A 25,208-nucleotide genomic window follows, 5' to 3' on the forward strand; every position below is an offset into this window, starting at 1 on the left:
TCAACTGCTTCAACACACAGCTGGATCCCTGTTTAAGCATCTTAAAACAAGTAACTGTAAAGGAAACATTTTTAAACAATCCACTCATATTACTTATCCAGGGGATAAAAATGAGCATGAGTAGGGCTTCACTAGGTGAAGAAGTCTACCTAAGGGGCCTCACAGGCTTCCTCACCGGTGCAACCCTCTACGAGGGATACAAGAGGATAGCCGTGGTGACCGTTGCAGACAGGATCTGTTGCTCAATCGTCGCGGCACAGGTAGCCGGCTATATGCATAGGCATGGATACGGCAACGGGGTCTTCAAGGTGTTCTTCTACGAGGAGGGCGGGGAGGACGCGTTAGCTGAGGAAGTAGCGTCAATGAAGCCTGACGCAGTGAGCATAGTGCTCGGAGGCGAGCAGAAAATGAGCTTCGTTGCATCGGCAACGCAACGAGTGCTCAAGGCGTTCGCGAGGAGAAGAATTCAAGTCCCCATAGTGTTCCACGTGAGGGTCTTCCTGGCGACAAAGCAGTTGACGACGCTGCTCTCGGATCCCGAGCTGGCGGGATACCTTGGCTCCCTCCCCGAGGTAAGGGTCTTCACAGCTGACCTAAACGCAGGGAAGTTCAACTACAGCAAGATATTGTTCACCGAGGGGAAGCCTTCCCTAGTAAAGTACGCTGAAAGCAACCTCACAGAGGAGCATGTGGAGCTACTTAAGAAGTCTCTACCCCCGCCAGAGTAGTTTTTTTTCACTCTCCTCCCCAAGGGGTTGAGTAAGGAGGCTTAAAGCGTAGAGCAGGGTGAGGGCACCCCTGAACAAGGCGATCCACTGGACGGGGTTACCCAGCGACGTTGGCTGAGGCGGTGCTTCAACCCCTAGGATTGCTGAGAGATACCTGGAGGCTTCGCCAGCCTTGAACCATAGTAGTATTATTGCGGCGTTGGATGCCTCCACTACAAGCATCCCGGGGTCAGCCGGCTTGATGAAGGAGAGTAGAAGGGGGAGCACGAGTAGGAGTGTCTGCGGCACCATCCTAGGGTGTACAGCGTAGAGAAGGAGCATTGATGCAGCCATATGCCTTAGGAGATCCATCCTGCTGCCCGCAGGCGGGCTCATGGAGTAGAGTATGAGCATTCCAAGAATCCACACCCCTGTGTTAAAAGCGTAGGCGGCTCCCACGCTAGCCTTAAGAGTGAGGATTGAGAAGACACCGTTGTTGAAGACTGGTTGAAGCACGTCGCCGATCACATTGTTAAAGTAGCCTGGATCCATTGCGACGACGGCGATGAACAATGGTACACCGGAGAGTAGGCCGGCCACCACTCCACGCTCATCGAGGTCGCCTCTCACAACCATGTAGGCCAGTAAGCCAAGCGGGATCAACATGTAGAAGCTTACCGAGAGCGCTAGTGCAGTGGAGAAAGCCGCCCTCCTCCACCTCCCCTCACGGATAGCTATGAAGGCTTCAACTATGAAGGGCAGTGCGAACACGTCGAAGCCGTAGACACCGTAGACCAGTAGGGTTGCAGCGTACAAGGGGTAGAAGTAGACGCCACCCCTAGTAGTCAACCTGTACACGCTGTACAGGGCTGCAGCCGTGGAGAGGATGGATTGAAGCAGGTAGAACACGGAGAGGAATACCTCAGGGCCCCCGGGGGAAAGCATGCTGAGCGAGGTCATCGAGGCAAGGATAAACCCTGCGAGAGGCGGTTGATTCAGCCTGTAGTCAAGGTAGGGGAACACCAGGGCTCGTCCACCACTACACAGCGTTGAGGCAGCCGCCTTGTCGAGCCAGACACCGCTCCCCGGGTTACAGGAGTCAACGTAGAACACCTGCTTAACCGACGCGTAGAGGTCGTCGTACACGGGGTCGTGGAGGATCACGCGTCCCAGCAGGGTTTTCTGAACCTCCGTCGGCATGTGCACGACTATTGACGCAGCCAGGAGTATCACTGTGACCGCTAACACCGCCCTGGGCGCCGTAGCCGTAGATGTTGAGGGATGCATCCTGGGAGACATGCATACATCACCAGCATCTACCTGTACCTGGCAGCCCCAGTAGCATAGCCCGTTAACCCTACTCCACCCACTATATCCTCCCATCTTATGGAGAGAGCTGCCAGCAACTGTTCGAGCCCGCTTTTTATGAGCTCCACGTATTTATCAGGGTCGACTTCATGCAGCCTCGTGAGCTGTATAGCCTTATAGCCCTCCCTACCCTTCACCTTCACATATGTTATGACATCCCCCTCCTGCACGCTGATACCGTAGTTCGCCAGCTGCATCGCAGCCCTCACATGGGGAGGCTTGGTCTTAGTGTAGCTTGAGGGAGGCTTGGTGAGTGCAACCCTTATAGCAAGCCTGTCCAAGGGCACCTCCCTACGCTTCAACCCTACATAGTACTCCTTCAACCTGTCCTCCAGCCAGTTGGCGAAGGAGACGAAGTCCTCCGGTGTCTCAACATCCTTCAGCTTGCCGAGTATCTCCTGGAAGAGCTCCTTAAGGAACTCAGGCGTGTTCCTCTTCTTCGCCACAAGCCCCTTTATCTCGATGCCTCCGTCACCGGTTCTACCGAGATAGTTCTTCTTCAGCCCTGTGAAAACCACGTACGTGAACTCCTTGTCGAGCTCGATCTCGAGGCCGAGGTTTTCAAGTATCCACTTCTGGAGCACCTCCAGCTGGCCCCGGTTAGGGTTCCACACGAATATGGAGTCCGTGTCCCCGTAGAGTGGTTTAACGCCTAGCTCAGCGGCCTTTAAGACTATGGTCATAAACGACTTCCTGCCCATAGCTGTAACGCTCTCGGCCACGGCGGGCGAGAAGAGTGAGAACCGGCTGTCACCGAACACCCCGTAGCTCGCGTTGATGAACACTTTTATAGCGCGCTGCACTACATCGTACCATGCCAGAGTGTCCTTCGGCAGAGACTTATCCTTAGCCCTCTTCTTGTAGATCCCCACTCTGAAATCCCTGAGTATACCTGTGATCTGCGCGGTTAAACCCGGCTTATCCGTGCAGACCCTGTGCAGCTTCCTGCCTGTTTCATCAGTTATATCGATGGTTGACTTACACCACGGCATGTCCACGGTTTCATAGCTGAGATTATACTTCTTGATGATACTGGGATACAGTGAAGCAATATCCAGGACCATTACGTTGAAGAATACGCCTTTCGGCGGCTCTATCACCAGGGCTCCAGCATACTTCTTCCCGTCTATTATGGCCCTGGTGCCGGCTCTCCCAGCGTACTTAACTATGTCCTCGCTGTTGGGTATAAGGTACTCCAGCCTCCTGTGCTCCCAGAAGAACTGGTTCTGTATCCAGCTGGAGATCTGCCTCCTGCACACATCCTCTATGCTTGTCTTCGAGATACGTGCAAGCAGGATCATGAGCCTCCACACTAGCTCGTTGCTGAACGTGGTCAACTGGAGGGTTATGTCTGCGTCCCTCATGTTGTAGGCTACTAGGAGCGACGCTGAGATATCGCCTATGGTCTCCTCGAACCCTATCTTGGACACGCCTAGGAGGGCTGATGACACGGCGTCCAGCTTCTCCTCCTGGTACTTCCCGCTGAAAGCATAGTTCTTCACCGCTCTATTAGAGAAGAACTTGTAGAGGTCGAGGTGGACGCCTGTTTCAAGCCTAACCATATCCTCCCCTATGCTCAATGGGACGAGGTACCTCGGCACCCCGAGCCTTACAGCCCTCGTGTAGATGTAGACGAGGTCGAAGTTGTCGCCGTTGTACGTGAGTAGCACAGGGTACTTGGAGACGGTTTTCAACGCCTCCAGGAGCATCGCCTTCTCCGAGTCAAACACCTCGACCTCGACGTCGACAGGGTACTCCTCAATCATGTAGTCGAATCTCTGCTTGAAAGGCCTCCCGAGGAGGAGCACTTTCCTGAACCCGTTATTCGAGGAGAACGCTATGCTGATAACAGGGTACTCGCCCTGCCTGGGATTCGGTATCCTGCCTTTGAACGGCGTGTAGACCTCGATATCCATGGCCACCCTCACGGCTCTAGGAGGAGCCTCCTCGAAGAGTATCAGGTAGTCTTCAGCCAGCTTAACGGTTTCAGGAGGCTCCTTCCTGAAGAGCTCCCTGACGCTTTGCACGAGGGATAAAGGTATCTCGGGCTTAACCAGGGTTATCCTGGGCTGCTGGCCATCGTTCTCGATTACATACCTCATGCCGGGTATCAACTGGTTATCGTAGATGTAGTTACTGTGATACTTGATCTTCGCCTCCCACACTGATGCACCCTTAGGCACCTTATCCCTCAGCTTCTTCACGGCCAACGGGTCTTTCGTAACGATCTTTGTAACCCTCACCCTCTCCATTGTCAACGGGTTTACCTTGACGACTTCCTCAAGGCGGTCTACATCCTTGTCGCCTGAAAGCTCCTTAATGGACTTAGCCTCATCCAGGCTGAGGTCTGTTAGAAAGTATGGTTTATGCCCTGTTGGATCGACGACTTTAACCACTCTATCTCCTTCCTCACTAAGGAACTCTAACACAGCCCTGCCGAGCTTGCCATCGTAGTATACGCCTAGGAGATAATGGGGTTTACTCAGGGCTTTATAGGATGACCTATCAATGAACCCTGGTGGAGGCTGCTCCCCCATGTACGTCATGACTGCATCATCCTTCCCTGAGGAGCATTATGGCCTGCAGTATGTCGCCTTTAGCCTTTACAAGCGCCTCCCTGGCCTTCTCGTATGAAGCCCCCGTCTGCTCCATGATGAACCGCACGTCCTCCTCGGATACCTTTACCTCTTCAACGGGTTTCACGGCTTCCTCAGCCTGTGCAACGGTTTCAGGTGTCCCGGTGACCTGGTAGAAGACCTGCCCGCCTGCCTTGAACGCGAGAACCTGGGGGTCCCTGACCACTATCTTCCTGTCCTCGAAGACTATTTCAACGCGTTTAACCCCGTTTAACTCCTCGACTTCAACCCCCATTCTCTTAAGGAGCCTCTTCAACTCACGCGGGTTGCCGGCCATCATGGTAAACACCTAAATTATAAAAAGCTTACTACAAATCAATATGGTGGAGCACTAAAATACGTTTCCATCAACAGGCTCCCACCAGGGCCGTGTTGCCGTTGCATCGGTGATAAGCGTTGAAGATAAAGGTGCTTGGAGGAGGAAGGGAGGTAGGGAGGGCAGCATACCTCGTCGAGGATGGATCACAGAGGTTCCTCCTCGACTACGGGGTCAACTTCGATGAGCGGGACATGCCCAGGCTACCCCAGCACGTGAGGCCCGTCGACGTATCAGGGCTCATAGTATCCCATGCACACCTAGACCATGTCGGTGCAGCACCCTACCTCTACATAACCGGGAGGCCTAAAGCCTTCTCAACGAAGCCGACGCTCGAGGTTGCAAGGCTTTTAACCATGGATTTCCTGAAGCTGAACGCCGCTGTAATAGAGTATGATATGAGGGAGTTCGAGAACCTCTACGATAACACGGTTTTCCTCGACTACGGTGAGACATACGAGGAGGATGGATTTAAACTAGTCTTCGCCAACGCCGGCCACATAATCGGCAGCAGCATAACATACCTTGAAACAGGGAGCGGCCGCAGACTTATGTACACGGGGGACATAAACGACAGGGAGACATGGACGCTTCCAGGAGCCGAGACACTTGAGACAGGGGTTGAAACAGTGATAGTTGAGTCAACCTACGGCGGGAGAAACCATCCACCGAGACACGTCGTTGAGAAAAGGCTCCTCGAAATAGTTGAGGAAACCATTGACAGGAAGGGAACAGTCCTCATACCGGCGTTCAGCGTTGGACGCAGCCAGGAGATAGCTGCACTAATAGCTTCCGAAGCACCCTACATAGAGGTATACCTTGACGGCATGATCAAGGATATAACGGACATATATTTAAGGTACAGGAAGTACCTCAGGGACCCAGCGCTCTTCAACAAGGTCTTCGAGACAGTGAACTTCGTCACAGGCACCCGTGACAGGAAGAAAATAATAAACAAGCCATGCGTGATAATAGCTTCAGCCGGGATGCTGAAAGGCGGCCCCAGCGTCTACTACCTTAAGAAACTCCACCAGAACCCCCGGAACTCAATAATCATGGTCAGCTATCAAGCCCCGAACAGCAACGGCCACAAGCTACTGGAGGCAGGCGAGATCCCTGAGCTAGAGGTAGGCAGAGTGAATGCAAGAGTAGAGTGGCTCGACTTCTCCAGTCACGCTGGTCAAAAAGGATTAGTCGACATACTTTCAAGATATAAGAGCACTGTGAGAGACATCATAATAGTCCACGGCGGCGAGGAGGAAGCATTCTCCCTGAGGGAGGCTATACTAGAGGAGCTCGGCAGCGATGTAAGAATACATGTCCCCAACACAGGGGACGAGATCGATGTGGCGTGACAACGGGGATTAGAGCAGTAGAGTGGCAGGTAGCGCCGGGGCGGGGACTCGAACCCCGGACCACCGGGTTTCCGCACCAGGCTACTTTATCGGCGGTTAACAGCCCGGCGCTCTACCGAGCTGAGCTACCCCGGCACCACTATTTCATAAGGATATTTGAGGGATTAATAAATCGTTGCCGACACCCTCCTGAAAAACAGGTTTGCTTCAACCGGCTTAAACCACTATGGTGACAGGAAGTCTTCGAGCTTCGGCGGCTCCGGCTTCAACCCCTTCCTAGTCCTGATCTTCGACACTAGATCCATCAGCATGCTCTCAGGCACCGGCGCCCACCTGCTGAACTCCTGGCCCCATATTGCTTTCCCAGCTGTAACGTTTCTCAGCATGTCGGCTATGTCGAACGACTCTGAGACAGGTATCTCAGCGATAACTCTTGCAGACGTCTCCATCTGCTGCACCTCTATGAGTTTACCCCTCTTCTTAGTTATCACTGTGGAGATGTTGCCGATGTACTCCATCGGGGTCCTTATATCTAGCTTCAGTATAGGCTCCAGTATAGCGGGCTTAGCCGTCAGGAAGCCTGCGAATATAGCGTTCCTCACAGCCGGGAATATCTGCGCCGGACCCCTGTGAGCCGGATCCTCGTGGACCACTGCATCATGGAGCACCACCTTCACTCCTCTCACAGGCTCCATTGCCAGGGGGCCCTCCTTCATTGCGAGCCTGAAGCCCTGGATAACAGTGTCCTTTATCTCTCTAAGATACTGTACACCCGTCGTCATATCCACCAGCATGTTAAGGTTTTCATCGATAGCCATTATCCTCCTGGCCTCATCAGCATCCCAGCCGGCCTGCTCCCTCAGTATCTTCGCTCTTTCACGTGCATCCATGTCCTCCACGATTATGCCCTCTGACATCAGTCTAAGGGTCTCCTCGTTCAAGGGTGCCACACTAATATAGAACTTGTTGTGCTTGTTAGGTGACTTCCCTTCGAAGACCTGGCTGCTCTCCCTAACCGTCTCCCTGTAGACTATGACCGGTGGGGATGCAACCACCTCCAGCCCGTAGAGATCCTTCAGCAGTGTGAGAGCTATCTCTATGTGGAGTGTCCCCACTCCGCTCAACAAGTATTCTCCCGTCTCCTCGTTTATCTTCACGATGAGGCTTGGGTCCTCTAGGTGCAGCTTGTAGAGTGCGTCGACGAGCTTTGTGAGCTGCTGCGGGTTCTTCGGCTCTATTGCAACCGTCACCACGGACTCCGTTATCATCCTGAGCTTCTCGAAAGGCGTCATCGAGTCCTTGTACTTCATTGCGACAACCGTCTCACCAGACCTAGCCTTCTCGAGGCCGAGGGCGGCTGCAATGTTGCCGGCGGTTATTTCATCCGCTAGCTCCCTGTAGGGACCCATGTAGAGGCTTACCTGGAGCACTCTCTGCGGCACTCTCGCATTCACCAACCATACTTCTTCACCAGCCCTCAGGGTACCAGAGTATATTCTACCGGTTGCAACGAGCCCGGCGTGGGGGTCAACCCTTATATCGTTGACGAGCATTACGAGGGGGCCGTTTGGGTCGGCCTCCATCATGTATTTCACGGCTTCATGGTTGAGGTCGCCGTGCCATATCTTCGGGATCCTGTATCTCTGCGCGTCCCTCGGGTTCGGCACGTATTTCACAACCATGTCTAGGATTGCCTCATGTAGGGGGGCAGCCTTCTGGAGCTCTGCGACAGCCTCCTTGCCCTTAGTGTAGACGTCCACTATGTCAGAGAACTTTATCCCCTTCTGCTGCACTAAAGGTATCGTGAGCCCCCAGCGATCCCTGGCTGAGCCGAAGGCGACCTGCCCCTTCATGGGGTCCAGGAGCCATGCCTTCTGGAACTCCTTGTCAGCATACGTGGCGATAAGGGTGTTCACGTCTTTAACTATCTGGACCAGCCTCTGCTGTATCTCATTCGGCGACAGCCTCAGCTCCTTTATCAACCTGTCAATCTTGTTTATGAATAATACTGGGCGAACCCTTTCCTCGAGAGCTACACGGAGATACATCTCGGTCTGCGTCATAACGCCTTCAACAGCGTCGACAACCACTATGGCGCCGTCTATCACGCGCAGTGCACGTATAGTCTTCGACTGGAAGTCAACGTGTCCAGGCGTATCTATCAGGTTGATTAAGTATGGTTTACCCTTGTACTCGTGGTACAGGCTGGCATTGGCTGCTTTAACAGTCATCTGCCTCTTCTGCTCCACGTCAAGGTAGTCGAGTGCCAGTGCCTGACCAGCGATCTTCTCGGAGAGGAGTCCAGCGGCGCTGAGAAGCGAGTCCGAGAGCGTTGTCTTCCCGTGGTCCACGTGCGCCGTGATACCTATGTTCCTGATCTGCTCTATATTCCTCATGATCTTCAATACTTCACTAGTCTGCTTGAATCTAACCATTACTCACCAGCCTCTTTCAACCTGTTTCACGGAAATAAGCTTACCTGATTATAAAAACTTTCATGAAGCATCAGGGTTGAGGATTATTCAAGACCTATACTTCTCTATCAGCTCCTCGAAAACGCTTCTCGCATAGTTTATGGCGTCCCGCAGCACCTGCCCGTAGTCGTAGATGTCGCCGAAGGGGCCTGAGGCCTCGAGGTCCAGGAGAAGGTTCACGTGGTCGCCTTCAACCTCCAGGCTCACAGTGGTATTGAAGACGCTTTTCCTCGGTAGCTTGGAGGAAAGATACTCGGACACCTTACGCTCTATCTCGGATGCTAGGTCCTCCAGCACGTCGCTCGTGAGTTCTTCCACACGTATTCTTCCAAGAGGGTTGCTAGCTCGTCGTGTATCCATGCTTACTTAAAGCCTCCTTGATCCTCCCCTCTAAGTTGCCTGCCTCCTTGGTGAGGAAGTCCAATTGCTTACGGTACTTATCCCTCTTCACTGTGAGCAGCTCCTTCCTCTCCTCGAGTTCCTTAACCACGTCGGCTTTACTCTTCTTCACGAGTACATGGCCGAGTGCCTTGTACAGCTCGGCGTCGTCGCCGAGGTTCTTCAATGTCTCCAGAATGTTCTCTATATCGCTTAGCTCGGCCTCAATAATCCTCAGCTCGGCCTCCATCTTCGCCTTGTTCTCAAGGATCGACTGGTAGTGTATTATCATGTTCTGTACTTCCGGTGGAAGAGGCTTCTCACTCATCCCTTAAGCACCTCTACCACATCTAATAGCATGAGCAACATATTTATAGAGCTGTTATTTAAGGCTTTCAAGGAGCCAGCGTCCCTACACGAGAGCCTCAGGACGAGTACACTGCCATTCAACACTGCCCCGCCCCTGCACCCCTCAGGCATATCCTCGAGATCCGGCTTAAGGGCGGAGGCTACTGGTGCAGCGGCGTCCCCTGCCTCCACCAGGTACTCTACTTCAACTACTTCACTTATAGAGCACCACCCTTGAAACCCGTATCACGGGACCCACCCGGTGCCCCGTGGAGCTGTGGAACTCCATGTGAATGCACTCCCTGTCCTCCAGCAGTATCTTGACGTCTGGTTGAGCAGCCGACGCCTTCGACGTAATAGTCAACAGTACATCGGCTAGCTCGAAGCACTCATCAGTGGAGCATCCATCGTAGTCAACCCCGATCGTCCTAGGATTGTAGACTCTCTGTGAATCAGGGATCTCCCTTGAGAGCCTGACCCCTTTAAGCAGGATAACAGCCATTTCAACTGCCCTAGGGGGAAGCACAGCGGAGTCAACCCTGTAGATGTTGAGCAGTGACGGGTTCCCTCTTTTCTCGCCGACTACAAGTATGAAGGAGACCCTGCTCCTATAGGCCTCTGTAACCAGGTCGTCTATGGTCTTCTTGCCGCGGGTAACCCTCACGGAGTTCGGGAAGACTGACGAGAGATCCTTGGTGAAAGACCTGGTTCTCTGTGAAGGCCTGTGCGATGTGGTTACAAGGATCAAGTAGTCTACTCCCTTACAATGATGTCTGGGAAGAGCTTCGCTACCTCGGTCTTAGGCGTGTACGCGCCGCCAACCCATTTAGCACCGCACTTCCTGCACGTCCAGATCCCTGTGCTAAGCCTCACCACTCTCCCCTTGTAGCCGCAGAAGGGGCATGTGTGGGGAGCGTAGCGTTTCTCCAGTATGTCGCGGACCTTCTTCCTGAGGGTTGAACCATATCTCGCACCATATCTCCCAGCTATTCCGACAACCTTGGTTCTACCCATAAGCAGCATCACCCTACTCTGACACTAGGGGTTTCATGTATTCACCAGGGTTATTTAATATTTTCCTCAACAGCTCTATGAGATCCCTCCCCTTGGATAACGCCGTGTTCACAGCGTTTTCAAGCGTGTTCCTCGAGAACCCCTTCATCCCCCTCTTCTGCACGCCGCAGATTCTCCCGGCTTCATCTACAGCGATGGTTAGGAAGGAGTCTAACACGGCTTCCTCCTCGAGGGATGGGTCGACCACAATGGTGTCACCGTATATACCCATGGTGACCGTTACCACGAGGGTGTTTATCGGTAGAGGCCCCGTCTGCTTGGTGTTGTCAACCCTGTACCCGGTTTCAGTCTTCACTAAACCAGGGATTCTCGCGGTTGCCAAGGCCAGCATTGACGCCATCATGCTTGCATCCGTTATATTACCCTGGTGGTCTACGAGGTAGATGTCGTCGAACACCACCCATACTACTTTACCTGGCTCCACTACTAGCGTGTCAAGCTTAACGGCCTTGGGCTCCCTTAGGGATCGATCAATGATCCTCGCTATCTCTATTGAGTTCTCGTCCGGTGGACCCGGCTCGAACGAGGGGGATGCCAATGGAACGAACTCAGCGTGTACTTGGAGAACCCCTTCATTAGGTCTATCAGGGAACGGCTCACCTAGCTCCAGTTTCACACCGGCTATTACCTGGGTTCCACCGAGCCTTACAAGGGAGCTCCCCGATGCCTTCTGTATAGGGTTCAACACTACTTCCAGCGGCCTGTAGTCGTAGAGGCCTCTGCCATCTATTCTCTCCCCTCTCTTAATGGATTTAATGATGTTCTCAACCTGTAGCCGAGGTAGGAGGGGTTCTTTCTCGGGTGTTATGCTCAACCCTACTTCACCTCCTCAAGCATCTTAAGGTACTTGCGGTACATGGCTTCCTTAGCCACCTTGTAGATTTGTTCAACTCCTTTGAAAGCCATCTCCATGGCCTGCTTGAATTCCTCGGGTGTTAAAACACCGTTGAGCTGGAGCAGGACTATTTCATTAGTGTTCGGCGCGATCCCCACGGGGAGATCGGCCTCACCGTACTCGTCTTCAAGCTCATTTATATCTAGGACCAGTACGCCGCCGACTTTTCCAACGGCGACGCCGATGACGAGGTCTTTCATCGGTATCCCTGCATCGGCTAATGCTAGTGATGCAGCAGTTAACCCTGCTGTCCTGGTGCCGCCGTCTGCCTGAAGTATCTCTATGAATACATCTATACTGGCCCTCGGGTATTGTGTTGTGAAGACCACTGACTCCAGTGCTTCACGTATCACCTTGGAGAGCTCTATCTCCCTCCTAGATGGGGCGGGTGACTTGCGCTCGCTCGTGGAGAAGGGTGCCATATGGTATCTTACTCTGAGCACTGCGCGGTCGGGTAGGCTTATATGCTTCGGCATAGCCTCCCTTGGACCGTAGACGGCTGCCAGCGCCTTCGTATTACCGTATTCCACCAGTGCGCTCCCGTTAGCGTTCTTTAAAACCCCTATGGCTATCCTCACGGGGCGAAGCTCGTCTGGTCTCCGCCCGTCAACCCTTAACCCGTCCTCTCTGAGTAAGACTGGTTTTTCACTCATTTGCTTCCACCCAGCTTCGACTCTAGGAATCCACGTACCTCCTCTGTTAATCCACGCATGTGTGCTTTCGATTCAATGAGTCTTATCGCCTGTATTAAAACTTTAGTGGTGTGTTCATCCCTGCACTTCAACCACACGTATCCGTTTTGAGCAATCGTTATATCGCATCCACTAGTGGATGTCAGGATGTTATACATGCTGCCCTTCCTCCCCACGAGCCTAGCCACCTTGCTGGGCTTGACCTCGACGACAACGCCGTCCACTATTTTCCCAAGCCCCTTCCCCTTCATGGTTAAAACAGGGTCCCTTGACCTGTCGAAGACAGCTATCTTTGCCAGTATGAAGTCGCCTACATCCAGGTAGTTTCTAAGGTTATGCATTATCGGGTTAAACCCTTCTATCACGTCTGAGCCGGGTAGCACAGCCTTGTATGGAGCCCTTATGTCAACGCTCCACGCGGTTATCCCCACGCCGTTTACAACGCCTATTACCAGGTCGTCTTTCCTAGGGTAATATATGCTTTCAAGAGGAATCACGTTGACATCCTTATCCTCAATGTAGACGACGCCTAGTACATCGCTGTAAACCCTTCCTCCTAGGACGTAGATGTGTTTCTCAGGATACCTCTTAAGCTCCTGCGGGGCCGCCTCCTCCAGTACAGCTAGGCAGTCCCCCGGCCTAACTAGTTGTCTATCTGCTACAAGGATCTTCACATCGATCACCCTATGCTCAGTATCTTGACTTCACCGCTACCCTTGGTCAACGCGTTGACCCTATCTATTAACTCCTGCTGTAGTCCAGCAGGTATCTCGAGCTCCATGTAGAGGCTCCCGTCTTCACGCCACTGAACCTTCTTGCTTACACCGAAGGATTGAAGCGGCTTCAAAGCCTTACCAGCGTGCTCACTGGGTATCCTAACCGCTACATAGGCTTTCGCAACCTTGATCGGTATGACCTTAGCCAGCTGTGAAACAATGTGCTCCATCTGCTGCTCCGCAGGCTTATAGGGGTCTATTGTCACCCTAGCCTGCTCCATGGCTAGTTCAAGCCTCTTTAAGGGTATGGGTAGCTTGGTCTTAGGGTCCACGGCGTTCCTAGCTATCAAGTTGAGGATCTGCGCCTTCTTCTCCTCGAGGAGCTTCCTCCTCTGCTCGGTTGTCAATTGCAGCTCGCCGCGCTTCACGATCTCGAGTGCAACAGTCCTCGGGTCATCTGTTCCAAAGACCTCCCTCATGGACTCCGGGGATGCCTTCAAACCCTTCCTGGCATCCTTGTACACGAAGTCCCCTGCGATGGCTTCATCTATGCTGACGGGCTTCCCCTCCTTGATTTTAAGCGCTAGATCCGGGTCCACGAGGACCTCGAACCTATGCCCCTTGGCCTCGTAGCGTGCGATGACCAGCTTCTCCTTCATGGTTTAAAAACCCCTTTCAGAGCCATGGGATCAGGGATTGGTTAAGCCTTTAATTTACCCTCCTTCTCGAGCTCTTCAACATACCTTCTTATCTCCTCATGTGTAAGGATCTTGAAGCGCTTGCTCTCAGTGTCAACGTAGCCTATCTCCATGTAGTCCTCGTAGGGTTTACCCTCGACTATCCCGGCTAGTGTGAGCACCGTCAGCTTCAATGATTCATCCACATCTAGGTCGTACTTGTAGTTCTTCTCGAGGAACTCGATCACATTGTTACTCTTCTCGCCGATCGCTGTGGCATAGTAGCTGAGGTATCTTCCACTAGGCTCCGTCATGAATAACTGGGTGCCCTTCTCGTCGACTCCAGCTATGATCATTGCGACACCGAAGGGTCTGACGCCGGCGTGCTGCGTGTAAGCCTGTTTAACGTCGCAGACTAGTTTAGCAAGGTATTCGACTGGCGCAGGCTCATCGTAGTAGAACCTGTGGAGGAGTGCTTGACTTATAGCGTAGTTTATAAGGATTCTTCCATCGCCAGCCATGCCGGCGTAGCTGGCCCCCACGTGGTCATCTATCTTGAAGATTTTCTGTATTGCCTTCTCGTCGACGAGAGGGGTTATCTTCCTCTTCTCGGCTGCCACTATTGATGCACTCTTCGTCCTTATACCTATGGTGGTCCATCCTCTCCTCACTGCTTCGAAAGCATACTCGACCTGGTAGATCCGTCCGTCCGGTGAGAATATCGTTATAGCTCTATCATATGCTGCAGCCATGGAGAAACCCATATTCAACACACCACTCTGAGTCCTGGCTAACTCTACATGTCGCAACGCGTTTTTAACTCTTAACGGTTGGCTACGGGCATAGGCTTCGAGGAGTATTGATCAGATCGTCGCGAAGCAATCATCCATCCTCATTCTGGAGCGGCGTCATCATCCATCCTTTAATAGAGTAGTGGAGGCCTTATTAAATGACCCGGCGTTCTTCTACGAGGTTTTTAACCCCCTTACCAGCAATAATTACTCGGGAGAGACGCGGGGGTGCCCGAGCTCGGTCAAAGGGGGCGGACTTAAGATCCGCTGGCACAGGCCTGCGTGGGTTCAAATCCCACCCCCCGCATAACCCACTCCCTTAACGCTTTCTTTCAACCGCCTCCCTGCATTTACGGAGGGAGCCACAGGTCTTCAACGGTATCACCACGCATTTACTGTCACCCACATGTTTAAGGGCGCCTAGCACGGCCACCGTGTGATCCCTGTAGAGGTGGCTGGTTCTCAGCACGCCTGCCTGCTTATCCTCGAGGAACAGTATCAGCTGTGGGGACGCCTTCTGGAGAGTGCTTTTCCCAAAGTACTCCGTGTAAAGCCTTGTGAACGCATCCTCTAAGACCCCTTTATCAACGGGTTTATCGCACACGAGGGAGAAGGCAATGTAGCGTTTCCTCGGTTTAACAATGACCTCTTTACCGGATCCCTTGAGGAGTACGGCTGCTCTAATGGCGCGTGAAGCAGTCCCGTAGGCTTTAACTGAGACTGCGAGCGCTAGAATGGATGCTGTCAACGCTGCTACAGCTATGTATATTGATGCATCCACGGGGTCCATGCGTTACACGCTCCACTCTTCAACGATGGATCGCTAACTATATATGTGTTCCAGTATTTTCTTCGAGGCCATGAGTTGCAGGGGTGCAGCAGTAATAGAGGCTAGCGCCGTCTGCCTCGGCACATCATACATTGATGAAAGCATGCTCACGATGACATACGGGTGGTATAGCTCCCACCACCACCTAGCCCCCGAACCCGTTACAAGCCTAATACCCATCCGTAACGCCAGGTTTACCCTCCTGTAGAACTGGCCTCCTTTAACGTCATCCAACCTGAGGAAATCCCCCACGGATACCTCGAGGGGCTTGCCGTAAGTCTTCATAGCGCTGAACTGCTTCTTATCGAAGAACTCGATGTTTCCGCCGGTCATGACAATGGTGTCTATTCTCTCGTCGTGGGCACTCCACCTTGCCACCCTCAGGGATAATGGTGTAACAGCTATGTATGCGGAGCCCCCGTGCTCAGCTAGGATGCTCCTTAACTCGGCGACATCCCCGGTCGCCGCGTCAACCCTCCTCACGACGGCCACCCCGTTGAACCCCGCCTGCTCCACCCCACTGCATGCAACTAGTTTAAAGCCGAGTCTCCTAGCATGCTTCAATACATCTCCATCGCATCTCGCAATATTGACGTCTATGAACACTTAAACCCCCTTCGCTAATCATGCCTGGATAAGCGAGTGTTTCGCGAGATACATTGAGAGCTTCTCGAGGCTTCTAGCACCCTTGAAGTGAAGCACCACTTTAACAACGTCGTCTGAGTCAAGTAGCCTTGCCTCACCGCGGAAGGCATCCTGCTTACTGAAACGCAGGATAAGGCGCCCGGTTCTCTGGTCTAGTCTAAGCGGGAGAGTAGCCTTCAGGATGGATTTCTCCGAGCTACTCATAATGGATGAGAGGTATTCAAGGATCTTCTCGCATTCCTCAAGGATCTGGGTTTTCACAACCACTATCCTGTTACCGTAGTATCCCTCCAAGGCCTCCTCTACGAGCACTACTCTGGAGCGGAGCTCAGGGGGCAGTAGGTTTAGGAGCGATGAGCGAACCCTGCTACAATCCTCTGTAGCGTGGCAAAAAGACGAGAGCTCCACAGAGCGTAGGACTACTTCTCCTCCTTTAGCTTCTCTGCCACCTGCCATGGGTCACGTGCTCCCCTACTGGCCTCATGCCGCTTCCTCAGCTCCCTCTCCTTCTGCTTCCGCTTCCACTTATAGTACACGGTGCCTCTCAACCCGCGGCTCTTCCTGAGGCCCCTCATCTTCTTCCCAGCGCTCGTCAACCCTCTGAACACTCTACCCCTGTTCTGCGGCTCACATATCCAGTTTATCTCGGGGTCGCTGCATATTGATGGATGATGAGGGTCAACCATTATTACTTCGAACCACTTGTACCTCCCGTCCTCGGCAACATAGTAGCTGTTGAGCACCTCGAGCCCGGGGAACTTCCTGGCAGCCCTCTCCTCGGCTATCAGCCTAAGGCTCTTCGCAGGCGCGTAGCCGTAGACACCCATCCTCTTAGGCCTCCTCCCACTGTCAGGCCTCGGCTTCCTCTGCCCTCCCTTCCTAACCCTTACGCGTACAATGATAAAGCCGACCTTAGCCTTGTAGCCCAGCGCCCTGGCCCGGTCAAGCCTGGTTGGAGCATCCACTCTGACAACCGATGGCTCTCTCCTCCATTCTATGAGCCTCTGCTTCATCAACGACTCTAACTCGTCTCCCCCTTCCTTCCATGTCTCAGCTATATAGTGGTACATGCTCTTAGCCATGGTTAAGCACCGTTGTCTAGGTGTATATAAAATGCGTTAGCGGGGTTTATAAAAAGTGAGTGGCAGTAGAGTGGTGTACTCGATGCCGCCTCCAGAGAAGCTTATCGGCGTAGTCGGCAAGACCAACGTCGGTAAATCCACGCTCTTCTCGGCTATGACGCTGGCGCCAGCCAAGATAGCTAACCACCCGTTTACAACGATCGAGCCAAACATAGGTGTCGGGCACGTAAGGGTTAAGTGCGCACACGTGGAGCTAGGGCTCCCGGGGTGTAACCCGCGGAGCGGGCTCTGCATCTCAGGGCAGAGGTTTATCCCCGTTAAGGTGATCGATGTCGCCGGGCTGATACCCGGCGCCAGCACGGGTAGGGGGCTTGGAAACAAGTTCATGGATGACCTGAGGCAGGCCGACGTCCTCATACATGTCGTCGACGCATCGGGCTCCACGGATCTCGAGGGGAACCCTGTCCCCCCTGGCACACAGGATCCTGTGGAGGAGGCGGAGAAGATTCTAAACGAGATAAACGAGTGGTTTAAGGCAACGGTTACACGCATATGGGAATCCAAGATATCGAGGTATATTGCATCCTCGCAGGCTCCACTGGATCTCATGGTTCAAAACCTCTCGGGTTTAAGCGTTAAGAGGCATCATGTCATAGAGGCTGTTAGGAGGGCTGGATTAGAGGGCAAGCCCTTCAAGAACTGGACGCTGGAGGACGTAGGCTTATTCGCAGTAACGCTGAGGGAGATCAGTAAGCCAGTTATCATAGCTGCAAACAAGATAGATGTACCCATTGCAGCCGACTACGTCAAGGAGTTGAAGAAGAGATTCGGCGATGAGAACGTTATACCTGTGAGCGCGCTTGGAGAATACATACTCAGGAAGGCTGCTCAAAACGGTTTAATCGAGTATATCCCAGGGGATTCATCATTCAGGGTCAAGGAGGCTTCAAGGCTCACCGGTGAACAGTTGAAGGCGCTTAAACTCATCGAGGAAAACGTGCTTAAACACTATGGTTCAACAGGTGTCCAAGAACTATTGAACACGGCGGTCTTCAAGAAGCTTGGATTAATAGTTGTCTACCCTGTTGAGGATGAGAACAGGTTCACCGACCACTATGGAAACATACTGCCCGATGCCTACCTTGTGCCCGGAAACACCACGGCAAGGGAGCTCGCGTACATGGTTCACACAGAGCTCGGGGAGAGCTTCCTCTACGCTGTGGACGCCAGGAGGAAGAGGAGGATAGGGGAGGATCACATCCTTGAGAACGGAGACGTCGTCAAGATAGTGGCGGCGAAGTCCAAGAGGGAGGCCTAGGGTCACCCGTTGCTTCAGAGGTTGTTTCCCTGCGTGATACAGCTATGTGTTCTCGAAGGCTTTCTCCCAGTACCTTCTGGCCTCCTTATAGTAGTAGTCGTCCTGCTTCCTCCCTCCGAAGAACTCTAATCCCTTCTCCCTCAGCAGGGTCCTCAACTCCTCGGCGTCCCTAGTACTTAACTCTTCATGTTTGACGAGGTAGTCTATTACTTCAAGGGCCTCCGAGACGCTTTTACAGCGCCTTATGTAGTCTATCACCGTTGGCACGTAGCCGCTCCACGGGTCGGAGTAACCCATGTCCACGGTGAGCTCTATGGATTGGCCCCCTTCTCCATCTAGGATTTCCCGGGCTAGGTGAGGGTATTTCTTTCTGAAGTCATCTATCCTGTATGTGCCCGGCATCACTGCTCACTATTATTACTCTTGACGTCACGGGCTTTTATCTCTACCCGTCCATCTGCATAGTGGATAGAGTTGGAGTCTACATCCCTGTAGACCACTGACCCAGGCATGATCCACGTGTTGCTTCCGACTTTAACACCCGGCATAAGTGACACGTTGACGCCTGTCTTCACGCCGGCACCTATCACGGCCCCCATTTTCCTCCTCCCAGTGTCCTCAAGCCTGTTTTTCACCAGCATTTTAACAGTCGACTCATCGAACCTCAGGTTGGCTGTTATGGTTCCAGCCCCCAGGTTCACCTCCTCGCATATGATGCTGTCACCTATGTATGCAAGGTGGCTTGCATGCACGTTTTCAAGTATGATGCTTTCCTTCACCTCGACGCTGAAGCCTATTTTCGACCCCTTGCAGATAACGCTCCATGGCCTTATCCTCGCGTTCGGGCCTATTTCAACCCCCTGGTCTATGTAGACGGGTCCCTCGATCACTGTGAAAGGCTTCACAATGCTTCCCTCACCTATGAACACGTCTCCCTCTATGTGCACCGGGCCGACTACACTCCCCTTTATCTCCCTTCTAATGCTTTTCAACGCCATCTTGTTTGCTTCGAGTAGCTGCCACGGTTTACCTATGTCTATCCAGGAGGATCCCGGAAGCCTGTGAACCCGGATTTCCACACCCCTCCTACTCATATTGTTCAATATATCGGTGAACTCTAGCTCACCCCTGGGGCTCGGCGCTATGTCGCTGTTGGCAAGTATGTCTCCCACCCTCAACTTATATATCCCGCCGTTGATCAGCCTGGAGTAGGATTCAGCAGGCTTCTCCAGTACTCTCTTAAAGTAACCGTTCTCCTCGATCACCACGCCGTAGTCTCTCGGATTCTCCACCTCGCTGGCTACGAGTATATTCCCCTCCGCCCCAGCTATCTCGGGGATTATGTTTACAGGAGTGAATACATCCGAGTATATTACCAGTACTTCCTCATCGCTGTCTAGCCCGCTCACCCCTTTCACAACTGCGTCCCCTGTGCCCCTGGGTTCACCCTGCTCCACAAACCTCGTCTTGAACGGTAGCTTCATTCCCTCAACAAACCTCCTCACTGCTTCACCCATGTATCCAACCACCAGGACTACTTCGTCCACTACCCCGGCGAGCCTTTCAAGATGCCATTCAAGCATAGGCTTACACAGGATCGGTATGAGCGGCTTAGGCCGTGTCTCAGTTATCGGCCTCAGCCTCACCCCGTTCCCCGCTGCAAGTATAACTGCTTTCAAAACCAGTCTCCCTTGAGCCGTGTTCTCCCTCAAGGTGATGAAATTAGTGGTGTAATACTAAATAAACATGGTTGAACGCGGCCGGCGACCCTGGGCCGGGAAGGAAGGCGGCTACTTGCTCTCAGCCTTCAACTGTAACGGGGAAACAACCACAGCCGGCTTCGGCCCCTCGGGGGACGGCACCATGAGCAGCTTGGACTTGTATACCTCGACTCTTCTAATAGGATATATCTTCCTAGCTAGCTCGGAGATCTCGTTGGACACCTTGTAGCTCATTATCTCCTGTATCAGCTCATCGAGCGTGAGCTCGCCAGCCTTCTTATATATGTAGTCCCGCATCACTCTCCTAATGGCTCTCTTCTGACTGGTCTTACACCTGTAGCTCGTCAAGGCTACTATTGTGAGGCGTAGTATGTAACCGTCTTTCGTGGTGACATCGAATATACCCTGGATCTTACTGCTCTTCCTCCTTATCAAGCTCCTCATGTAGTCGCGGGCCAGCTCATGACCCTTGAACCTGGTTACAGCCTTGTTTCCTTCAACGGATACTACCTGCAGGTAGAGCTTCACGTGTACCTGCGTTATATCACCGGTTATATCGTACAGGGTTGTCTCTATGACCCTACCTATAAGCTTCTCAGGCATGTCGGCGGGAGTAGTGCCGAGACTAACCCCTCCAAGCGATGCAGGTGCGACTACCTCGAACCACTTCTTAATCTTCCACTTGTCCTTCACGACAACCCTGTGCTTCGAAGACATATCAGCCAACCCTGATAATCACTTTTACCAGGCGACCTAATACGTAAAAGGGATATTTAAACATTCAGGGCACATGGATGCAGCCACGGGGACCCCCGGGGCTTCAAGCACCTAGTGCGTCAACCACGGCTTCAAGCATCGTGATCAAGCCGAGTATCTCGTCGACGGTGGAGCGCACAGTCTTCAAGGAGTCTCTCAACCCGTTTTCAACGCATACTTCAACCTCGTAGACCCCTTTCACGAGGGATTCAGAGATACGCATCCCACGGGCTGGCTCCATGTTGTCAGGGTGGAGTGATGCATAGAGTGCCTCAATGTAGCGTTGCCCGCCTGCCACCCTTACATGTGAGCATGTAGCCGTCACTGTTTCACCACGCATAACTGTACCTCGTCGCACAGCGTGTAAGCCTCCTCGGGTTTCACCCCGATCCTTAAGAGCTCCCTTAGCTCTGTAACCCTCTGCCCATTGTAAAGTATTGAGACAGGCTTGTTGGGTGGTAGAGCATTGAGGTCTGCGAGAATATCCACGATGAGGCCGGGGCGCTCAAAGTACTCCTCTACATCTATGTAGTCGCCTCTCTTCGCCAGCCACTCAGGTATCACCATGCCTAGGACGCTTGAGGCTTCATCAATGTAGGAGTCGTAGATCGAGAGGATCGATGGGAGAATGCTTGGATCCAGGCTGACGCTGACCACGTGTAGCGGTGAGTCTTTAAACAGGCTGCCGAAGACTAGGAGTCCCCCCATGGCTTCACTCAACTGGAGCTCGAGCTCCCCGAATACGTCAGGGGGGATTACGAAGTCCCCGAGGATCTTATTCGAGAGCTCGTTAATGCTGAGGTTGAGGGCTTTCGCCAGCTCCATGAGGAAGTTCAGTAATAGATCCAGCTCCTTCTCGTTTGAAGCATCTATGTTTCTCAATTGATCAGGGTCTTTCCCGAAAACCTTGGAGGCTAGTCCACGGATACTATCCGGGTTCCCTGTGAAACCCTGCATAAACGGTATAAGGGTTCTCCTGAAAGCCGAGACGAAGCCCACCCTCTTAATCCCCCATGCCCTAGGCAACGTGGGGGCTTCCTCAAGCTTCTTGTTGTCCAGGAGCTCCCTGAGAATACGGTCTTCAACACCCTTGAACTTCCCCTCCTTGAAGTCGTAGAGCCCCCTGTAGAGGCCGGCTACAATGGAGAGGGCTTTATCCCACCATTCTAGCGCGAACAAGTCGTCCAGCGTGCTTGCCACGGAACCCGTTGCAGTGTGATCCCGCTCATAGCTGATGGAGGCATGCATGCTTTGGTTCAACGGGGGTAGATTAATCATTATCGTGGGGAAATCCCGTTCATCTATAACGGTCTTCGCGTCGAGCGTCACTCTCACTGTGAAATTATGCTCCCTAAGAGTCTTCATCAAGATGCCTGCGGCGAGCAAGGAGTCCAGGGAGGTATCCGTGAGTATCCTTATACTCTTATTCTTAGTTATGAGGGAAACCAGGTCTGCCCTACCCAAAACATCCACCAGGTATAGGTGATGGCGACACGGGTTTTAGTGCTTCAAATCAAGGCAACTACTGGTGTGTAAAAGCATATATACCCTGTGAGACAAGTAGCCTGGCCTTCTCGGGGTCGTACTTCCAGTCAGGCGGCAGTCTGCCAATCCTCTTATAGTACTTGACGAGGCGGTGTATCTTCGACTCCACCTCTATTAGCCCCCTCTGGCTATGCGTATCCTTCGGGTGCTCCTCGAGATGCCTCCTCAGGTTGACAGCCTTCTGGATGAGCGACATCAAATCCTCGGGGATGGTTATCTTGACACCGTGCTTCTCAAGTATCTCCACGAGCTTCCTACCGGTGACCTGCTTAACCAGTGGTATACCGTATTGATCCCTGAGGATCACGCCTATCATTGAGGGAGTATACCCCTTCTTAGCTAGCTCGACGACAAGCAGCTCCACGTCGTTTGGACTCATATCTAGCTTCAGCCATCTGGGCGGCCCGGCTCTCGCAGGCCTCGTTGAATGCGAGCTTCCCCTATCCCTCTTCTTGTTCATTGCTGCACAACCTCTTCCACGCAGTGTTTTCCCGAGCTAAACGATACACTATTAAGACCATATTAAAGACCGGGTTTTAAATATGATTCCAACGCTCTGGGAACCCTATCCATGCATCGACACCCCTAGGAGGCTTCCAACCTTCTCGAAGACCGCTGCAACAGCCTTCGCTCTATGGCTATACTTGTTTTTCTCGGCGACATCCATTTCGGCAAAGGTTCTCCCCGGCTGATCCCTCGGCGTGAATATGGGGTCGAAGCCGAAGCCCCTGCTCCCCTTTGGCTCGACGGTTATGTAGCCGCATACCTCTCCATAACCCTTCACCACATTGCCGTCGACGACTGCTACTGCAACAGATTTAAAGCATGCATCCCTCTCCGCAACGCCCTCCATCAGCTTCAAGATGCCGTGTACTCCCAGTGTTTTAAAGACGTAGCTGCTATACGGCCCCGGGAACCCGTTGAGCGCCTTGATGAATAATCCAGCGTCTTCGACTAGGACGGGCTTACCGAGGATGGAGTATCCTATTAGCGCGGCCGTTAAAGCTATCCTTGATAAATCGTCATCCTGTATCTCGACCTTGAATCCCTCCAGCGGCGTCACCTTCACACCGTATCTCCCGGCTACCTCGGCGATCTCAGCGTACTTATGCTTGTTACCTGAGAGGAGGAGTAGCTCAATCAAGGTATCTCTCCCTCATCACCGTCCTTCTCAGCTCTCTGTCAACGTATCTACCCCTGATGCTGACCTCCCTGAGTCTCTGCAGTAGCTCCTCATAGTTCCCCTTATAGTACCCCTTGTAGGCCTCCATGAATGCATCCATGAATGGTTGGAGGAGCGGTGGATGTAGTGTGGAGACGCTTTTACGGAGTAAATGTATGTCTATAGCGTACTCCTCGATGTCCGTGCTGTAGCCGGCTAACCCGAAGTCTATTATGTAGACTCCGCGTCTGGAGCGAATCATGTTTGCCAGTGTGAGGTCGCCGTGGTATACCCCCATGTTGTGCATTAAAGCAGTCTGCCTGCCCACGTCACGTGCAGCATCTACGACCGCCTCAATACTCATGGCTCCAAGAGCCTCCGACATTCTCTCTCCCTCAACATACTCCATTACGAGTACACCGTTTTCTATATCCACAATTATGGGTGCCGGTACATTGATCCCTGCGGTGTAGAGCTCCACGAGTATCTTCGCCTCGGTCCTTGTCCTCGACTGTATGAAGAGTGAGTCGTAGAGGGGGTGTCTGTATGGTTTACTCCTACGCTTTTTAACGACTACTCTCCTACCGAGGAACTCACCGAGGTATATGGTGGCTTCAGCACCCCACGAGTAGGGGTTTTCCCCGTCTACAGCCATGGATACAACTCCTCATCTATCCTGTATCTCTGCCTTATACGGGTTTCACTCGGCTCACTCACCATGTTGTGAAGGTACAGGAGTAGCCCTGTGTAAGCTATCATTGCACCATTATCACCCGCCACATCCGGCGGGGTCCCATAGTATTTCACACCATACATGGAGGTAAGGGTCTCCATCTTCCCCCTTAAAACCCTGTTCGACGCCACGCCTCCAACCAGGAGGAGCTGCTTCTTACCGGTCAATGCTAGAACCCTCTCTGAAACCTCTATGAGCATGTTGAACGCTGTTTCCCTTAGGCTGTTGCATATCCTGCCAAGGATCCCTTTGTCTCCACGGGCCTCTCTCGCGAGCCTCAGTGCAGCCGTTAGCAGCCCTGAGAAGCTTAGATCACTGCCTTTCACCGTGTATGGCAGTGGCTGGAAATCAGGGTTCCAGTCGGCGCATATATCCACAGCATGCCTTCCCTCAGTCACATAGGGTGGTGCTATACCTATCTCCCTTGCAAACGTGTCGAACAGGTTTCCCAGGGGTATGTCAAGGGTCTCCCCCATGACCCTGAAGCGTTTATCCTTCTGTACAACCACCATGGTGTTCCCGCCTGAAACATACACGATCACAGGGTCGTTGAAACCACTGTATAGCTTACCTATCTCTATGTGGGCGACAGCATGGTTCACGGGGACGAAGGGTATACCGTAGTATTTCGAGAGGAATCTAGCCAGTGTGACGCCTACCCTTAGACATGGACCTATACCTGGCCCAATGGATACAGCTATAGCATTCAACTCCCTGACTGATACACCGGCCTTCCCCAAGGCTTCACGGAGTAATTGGGGAGCGGCTTTAACATGGTGGAGGGATGCCTCCCTCGGGTGTAGCCCTCCCTTCTCCGGTTTATACTGGCTGTTAACGTTGGCGAGTACTTCAACGCTTCCATCAAAGTATTCGACCACGCCTATCCCGATGGTGTGGCTCGTGGACTCTACGCCAAGGATCCTTAGCCTCCCGCCCCCGGTTGCCACAGGTAGCTTGAAGGGTATGGGGATTCCCGGCATGTGCTTCCTC

30 protein-coding genes and 2 tRNA genes are annotated in these 25,208 nt (G+C 52.9%); 4 read left to right on the forward strand and 28 right to left on the reverse strand.

The genetic code is table 11. The features are described 5' to 3' along the window. Positions 1 to 116 precede the first annotated feature (116 nt). Complete coding sequence (locus DESMU_RS06640; RefSeq protein WP_222830660.1) at positions 117 to 728, forward strand: hypothetical protein; 612 nt, start codon at positions 117 to 119, stop codon at positions 726 to 728. Here DESMU_RS06640 and DESMU_RS06645 read toward each other — a convergent pair. Genes DESMU_RS06645 through DESMU_RS06655 form a run of 3 tightly spaced genes read right to left on the reverse strand, consistent with a single transcriptional unit; the run spans position 711 to position 4,991 of the window. Then, positions 711 to 2,006 carry a hypothetical protein gene (locus DESMU_RS06645; RefSeq protein ID WP_013562820.1) on the reverse strand — a complete coding sequence of 432 codons (1,296 nt, stop codon included), beginning with the start codon at positions 2,004 to 2,006 and terminating at the stop codon, positions 711 to 713. The genes DESMU_RS06640 and DESMU_RS06645 overlap by 18 nt on opposite strands. Before the next feature lie 17 nt (positions 2,007 to 2,023). After that, positions 2,024 to 4,621, reverse strand: a complete 2,598-nt coding sequence (locus DESMU_RS06650; protein WP_013562821.1) for a DNA-directed DNA polymerase I — start codon at positions 4,619 to 4,621, stop codon at positions 2,024 to 2,026. 7 nt (positions 4,622 to 4,628) lie between these two features. Further along, a complete protein-coding gene (locus tag DESMU_RS06655) occupies positions 4,629 to 4,991 on the reverse strand; it encodes a nascent polypeptide-associated complex protein (protein ID WP_013562822.1) in 363 nt (120 codons plus the stop codon). A 116-nt stretch (positions 4,992 to 5,107) separates the two neighbouring features. Here DESMU_RS06655 and DESMU_RS06660 point away from each other — a divergent pair, with 116 nt between their 5' ends. Beyond that, entirely contained in the window at positions 5,108 to 6,382 is a 1,275-nt protein-coding gene (locus DESMU_RS06660; RefSeq protein ID WP_013562823.1) for an MBL fold metallo-hydrolase, read from the forward strand. 33 nt (positions 6,383 to 6,415) lie between these two features. Here the strand turns inward: DESMU_RS06660 and DESMU_RS06665 are convergent. From DESMU_RS06665 to psmA, 12 genes are all read right to left on the reverse strand, one after another. Then, positions 6,416 to 6,517 (reverse strand) — tRNA-Asn (locus DESMU_RS06665). An 89-nt stretch (positions 6,518 to 6,606) separates the two neighbouring features. Further along, positions 6,607 to 8,817 carry an elongation factor EF-2 gene (locus tag DESMU_RS06670; protein WP_013562824.1) on the reverse strand — a complete coding sequence of 737 codons (2,211 nt, stop codon included), beginning with the start codon at positions 8,815 to 8,817 and terminating at the stop codon, positions 6,607 to 6,609. Positions 8,818 to 8,904: 87 nt separating this feature from the next. Continuing rightward, entirely contained in the window at positions 8,905 to 9,216 is a 312-nt protein-coding gene (locus DESMU_RS06675; RefSeq protein WP_013562825.1) for a hypothetical protein, read from the reverse strand. Beyond that, positions 9,197 to 9,562 (reverse strand): prefoldin subunit beta, encoded by a 366-nt coding sequence (locus DESMU_RS06680; protein ID WP_013562826.1) that lies wholly within the window; start codon positions 9,560 to 9,562, stop codon positions 9,197 to 9,199. Before DESMU_RS06680 ends, DESMU_RS06675 begins: the two co-directional genes overlap by 20 nt. Further along, a complete protein-coding gene (locus DESMU_RS06685) occupies positions 9,559 to 9,774 on the reverse strand; it encodes a KEOPS complex subunit Pcc1 (protein ID WP_013562827.1) in 216 nt (71 codons plus the stop codon). The genes DESMU_RS06680 and DESMU_RS06685 overlap by 4 nt, the downstream gene beginning before the upstream one ends. A gap of 22 nt (positions 9,775 to 9,796) precedes the next feature. Further along, complete coding sequence (locus DESMU_RS06690) at positions 9,797 to 10,330, reverse strand: Brix domain-containing protein (RefSeq protein WP_013562828.1); 534 nt, start codon at positions 10,328 to 10,330, stop codon at positions 9,797 to 9,799. A gap of 5 nt (positions 10,331 to 10,335) precedes the next feature. Next, positions 10,336 to 10,596, reverse strand: a complete 261-nt coding sequence (locus DESMU_RS06695) for a 50S ribosomal protein L37ae (RefSeq protein WP_013562829.1) — start codon at positions 10,594 to 10,596, stop codon at positions 10,336 to 10,338. A gap of 13 nt (positions 10,597 to 10,609) precedes the next feature. Continuing rightward, positions 10,610 to 11,470: an exosome complex protein Rrp42 gene (gene rrp42, locus DESMU_RS06700; RefSeq protein WP_013562830.1), complete on the reverse strand. Its 861-nt coding sequence runs from the start codon at positions 11,468 to 11,470 to the stop codon at positions 10,610 to 10,612. Between the two features lie 2 nt (positions 11,471 to 11,472). Beyond that, on the reverse strand, positions 11,473 to 12,204 hold the full coding sequence (gene rrp41 / locus DESMU_RS06705; protein ID WP_013562831.1) for an exosome complex exonuclease Rrp41: 732 nt from the start codon (positions 12,202 to 12,204) through the stop codon (positions 11,473 to 11,475). Continuing rightward, positions 12,201 to 12,917, reverse strand: a complete 717-nt coding sequence (gene rrp4, locus DESMU_RS06710; RefSeq protein WP_013562832.1) for an exosome complex RNA-binding protein Rrp4 — start codon at positions 12,915 to 12,917, stop codon at positions 12,201 to 12,203. The genes rrp41 and rrp4 overlap by 4 nt, the downstream gene beginning before the upstream one ends. Before the next feature lie 5 nt (positions 12,918 to 12,922). Continuing rightward, positions 12,923 to 13,618, reverse strand: a complete 696-nt coding sequence (locus DESMU_RS06715; protein ID WP_013562833.1) for a ribosome assembly factor SBDS — start codon at positions 13,616 to 13,618, stop codon at positions 12,923 to 12,925. A gap of 41 nt (positions 13,619 to 13,659) precedes the next feature. Continuing rightward, positions 13,660 to 14,400 carry an archaeal proteasome endopeptidase complex subunit alpha gene (gene psmA, locus DESMU_RS06720; protein WP_013562834.1) on the reverse strand — a complete coding sequence of 247 codons (741 nt, stop codon included), beginning with the start codon at positions 14,398 to 14,400 and terminating at the stop codon, positions 13,660 to 13,662. A 249-nt stretch (positions 14,401 to 14,649) separates the two neighbouring features. Here psmA and DESMU_RS06725 point away from each other — a divergent pair. Further along, positions 14,650 to 14,734, forward strand: a tRNA-Leu gene (locus DESMU_RS06725). A 12-nt stretch (positions 14,735 to 14,746) separates the two neighbouring features. Here the strand turns inward: DESMU_RS06725 and DESMU_RS06730 are convergent. Genes DESMU_RS06730 through DESMU_RS06745 form a run of 4 tightly spaced genes read right to left on the reverse strand, consistent with a single transcriptional unit; the run spans position 14,747 to position 16,983 of the window. Further along, complete coding sequence (locus tag DESMU_RS06730; RefSeq protein ID WP_013562835.1) at positions 14,747 to 15,217, reverse strand: Rpp14/Pop5 family protein; 471 nt, start codon at positions 15,215 to 15,217, stop codon at positions 14,747 to 14,749. Positions 15,218 to 15,250: 33 nt separating this feature from the next. Further along, on the reverse strand, positions 15,251 to 15,862 hold the full coding sequence (locus tag DESMU_RS06735) for a PHP domain-containing protein (RefSeq protein ID WP_013562836.1): 612 nt from the start codon (positions 15,860 to 15,862) through the stop codon (positions 15,251 to 15,253). 18 nt (positions 15,863 to 15,880) lie between these two features. Next, entirely contained in the window at positions 15,881 to 16,357 is a 477-nt protein-coding gene (locus DESMU_RS06740; RefSeq protein WP_013562837.1) for an RNA-binding domain-containing protein, read from the reverse strand. Further along, entirely contained in the window at positions 16,321 to 16,983 is a 663-nt protein-coding gene (locus DESMU_RS06745) for a 50S ribosomal protein L15e (protein WP_013562838.1), read from the reverse strand. The genes DESMU_RS06740 and DESMU_RS06745 overlap by 37 nt, the downstream gene beginning before the upstream one ends. 82 nt (positions 16,984 to 17,065) lie before the next feature. On the opposite strand from DESMU_RS06745, the gene DESMU_RS06750 reads away from it, so the two are divergent. Next, complete coding sequence (locus tag DESMU_RS06750) at positions 17,066 to 18,301, forward strand: redox-regulated ATPase YchF (protein ID WP_013562839.1); 1,236 nt, start codon at positions 17,066 to 17,068, stop codon at positions 18,299 to 18,301. 42 nt (positions 18,302 to 18,343) lie between these two features. Here DESMU_RS06750 and DESMU_RS06755 read toward each other — a convergent pair whose 3' ends face one another. From DESMU_RS06755 to kae1, 9 genes are all read right to left on the reverse strand, one after another. Beyond that, positions 18,344 to 18,703, reverse strand: coding sequence for a DUF2095 family protein (locus DESMU_RS06755; RefSeq protein ID WP_013562840.1), 360 nt, complete (start codon positions 18,701 to 18,703; stop codon positions 18,344 to 18,346). Next, positions 18,703 to 20,013 carry a bifunctional sugar-1-phosphate nucleotidylyltransferase/acetyltransferase gene (glmU, locus tag DESMU_RS06760; protein WP_013562841.1) on the reverse strand — a complete coding sequence of 437 codons (1,311 nt, stop codon included), beginning with the start codon at positions 20,011 to 20,013 and terminating at the stop codon, positions 18,703 to 18,705. Before glmU ends, DESMU_RS06755 begins: the two co-directional genes overlap by 1 nt. Before the next feature lie 78 nt (positions 20,014 to 20,091). Then, on the reverse strand, positions 20,092 to 20,739 hold the full coding sequence (locus DESMU_RS06765; RefSeq protein ID WP_013562842.1) for a 30S ribosomal protein S3ae: 648 nt from the start codon (positions 20,737 to 20,739) through the stop codon (positions 20,092 to 20,094). A gap of 103 nt (positions 20,740 to 20,842) precedes the next feature. After that, complete coding sequence (locus tag DESMU_RS06770) at positions 20,843 to 21,103, reverse strand: KEOPS complex subunit Pcc1 (RefSeq protein WP_013562843.1); 261 nt, start codon at positions 21,101 to 21,103, stop codon at positions 20,843 to 20,845. Beyond that, on the reverse strand, positions 21,100 to 22,242 hold the full coding sequence (locus DESMU_RS06775) for a hypothetical protein (protein WP_013562844.1): 1,143 nt from the start codon (positions 22,240 to 22,242) through the stop codon (positions 21,100 to 21,102). The genes DESMU_RS06770 and DESMU_RS06775 overlap by 4 nt, the downstream gene beginning before the upstream one ends. Before the next feature lie 58 nt (positions 22,243 to 22,300). Beyond that, the gene (locus DESMU_RS06780) at positions 22,301 to 22,783 is read right to left on the reverse strand and encodes a 30S ribosomal protein S15 (RefSeq protein WP_013562845.1); all 483 of its coding nucleotides are present in this window, start codon (positions 22,781 to 22,783) and stop codon (positions 22,301 to 22,303) included. A 105-nt stretch (positions 22,784 to 22,888) separates the two neighbouring features. After that, a complete protein-coding gene (gene rdgB / locus DESMU_RS06785; RefSeq protein ID WP_013562846.1) occupies positions 22,889 to 23,467 on the reverse strand; it encodes an RdgB/HAM1 family non-canonical purine NTP pyrophosphatase in 579 nt (192 codons plus the stop codon). Continuing rightward, positions 23,460 to 24,140: a Kae1-associated kinase Bud32 gene (locus DESMU_RS06790; protein WP_013562847.1), complete on the reverse strand. Its 681-nt coding sequence runs from the start codon at positions 24,138 to 24,140 to the stop codon at positions 23,460 to 23,462. The genes rdgB and DESMU_RS06790 overlap by 8 nt, the downstream gene beginning before the upstream one ends. Further along, complete coding sequence (kae1, locus tag DESMU_RS06795) at positions 24,131 to 25,198, reverse strand: KEOPS complex N(6)-L-threonylcarbamoyladenine synthase Kae1 (protein ID WP_013562848.1); 1,068 nt, start codon at positions 25,196 to 25,198, stop codon at positions 24,131 to 24,133. Before kae1 ends, DESMU_RS06790 begins: the two co-directional genes overlap by 10 nt. Between the last annotated feature and the right edge of the window lie 10 nt (positions 25,199 to 25,208).

Origin of the sequence: Desulfurococcus mucosus DSM 2162 (assembly GCF_000186365.1) — an archaeon.
Lineage (GTDB): Archaea > Thermoproteota > Thermoprotei_A > Sulfolobales > Desulfurococcaceae > Desulfurococcus > Desulfurococcus mucosus.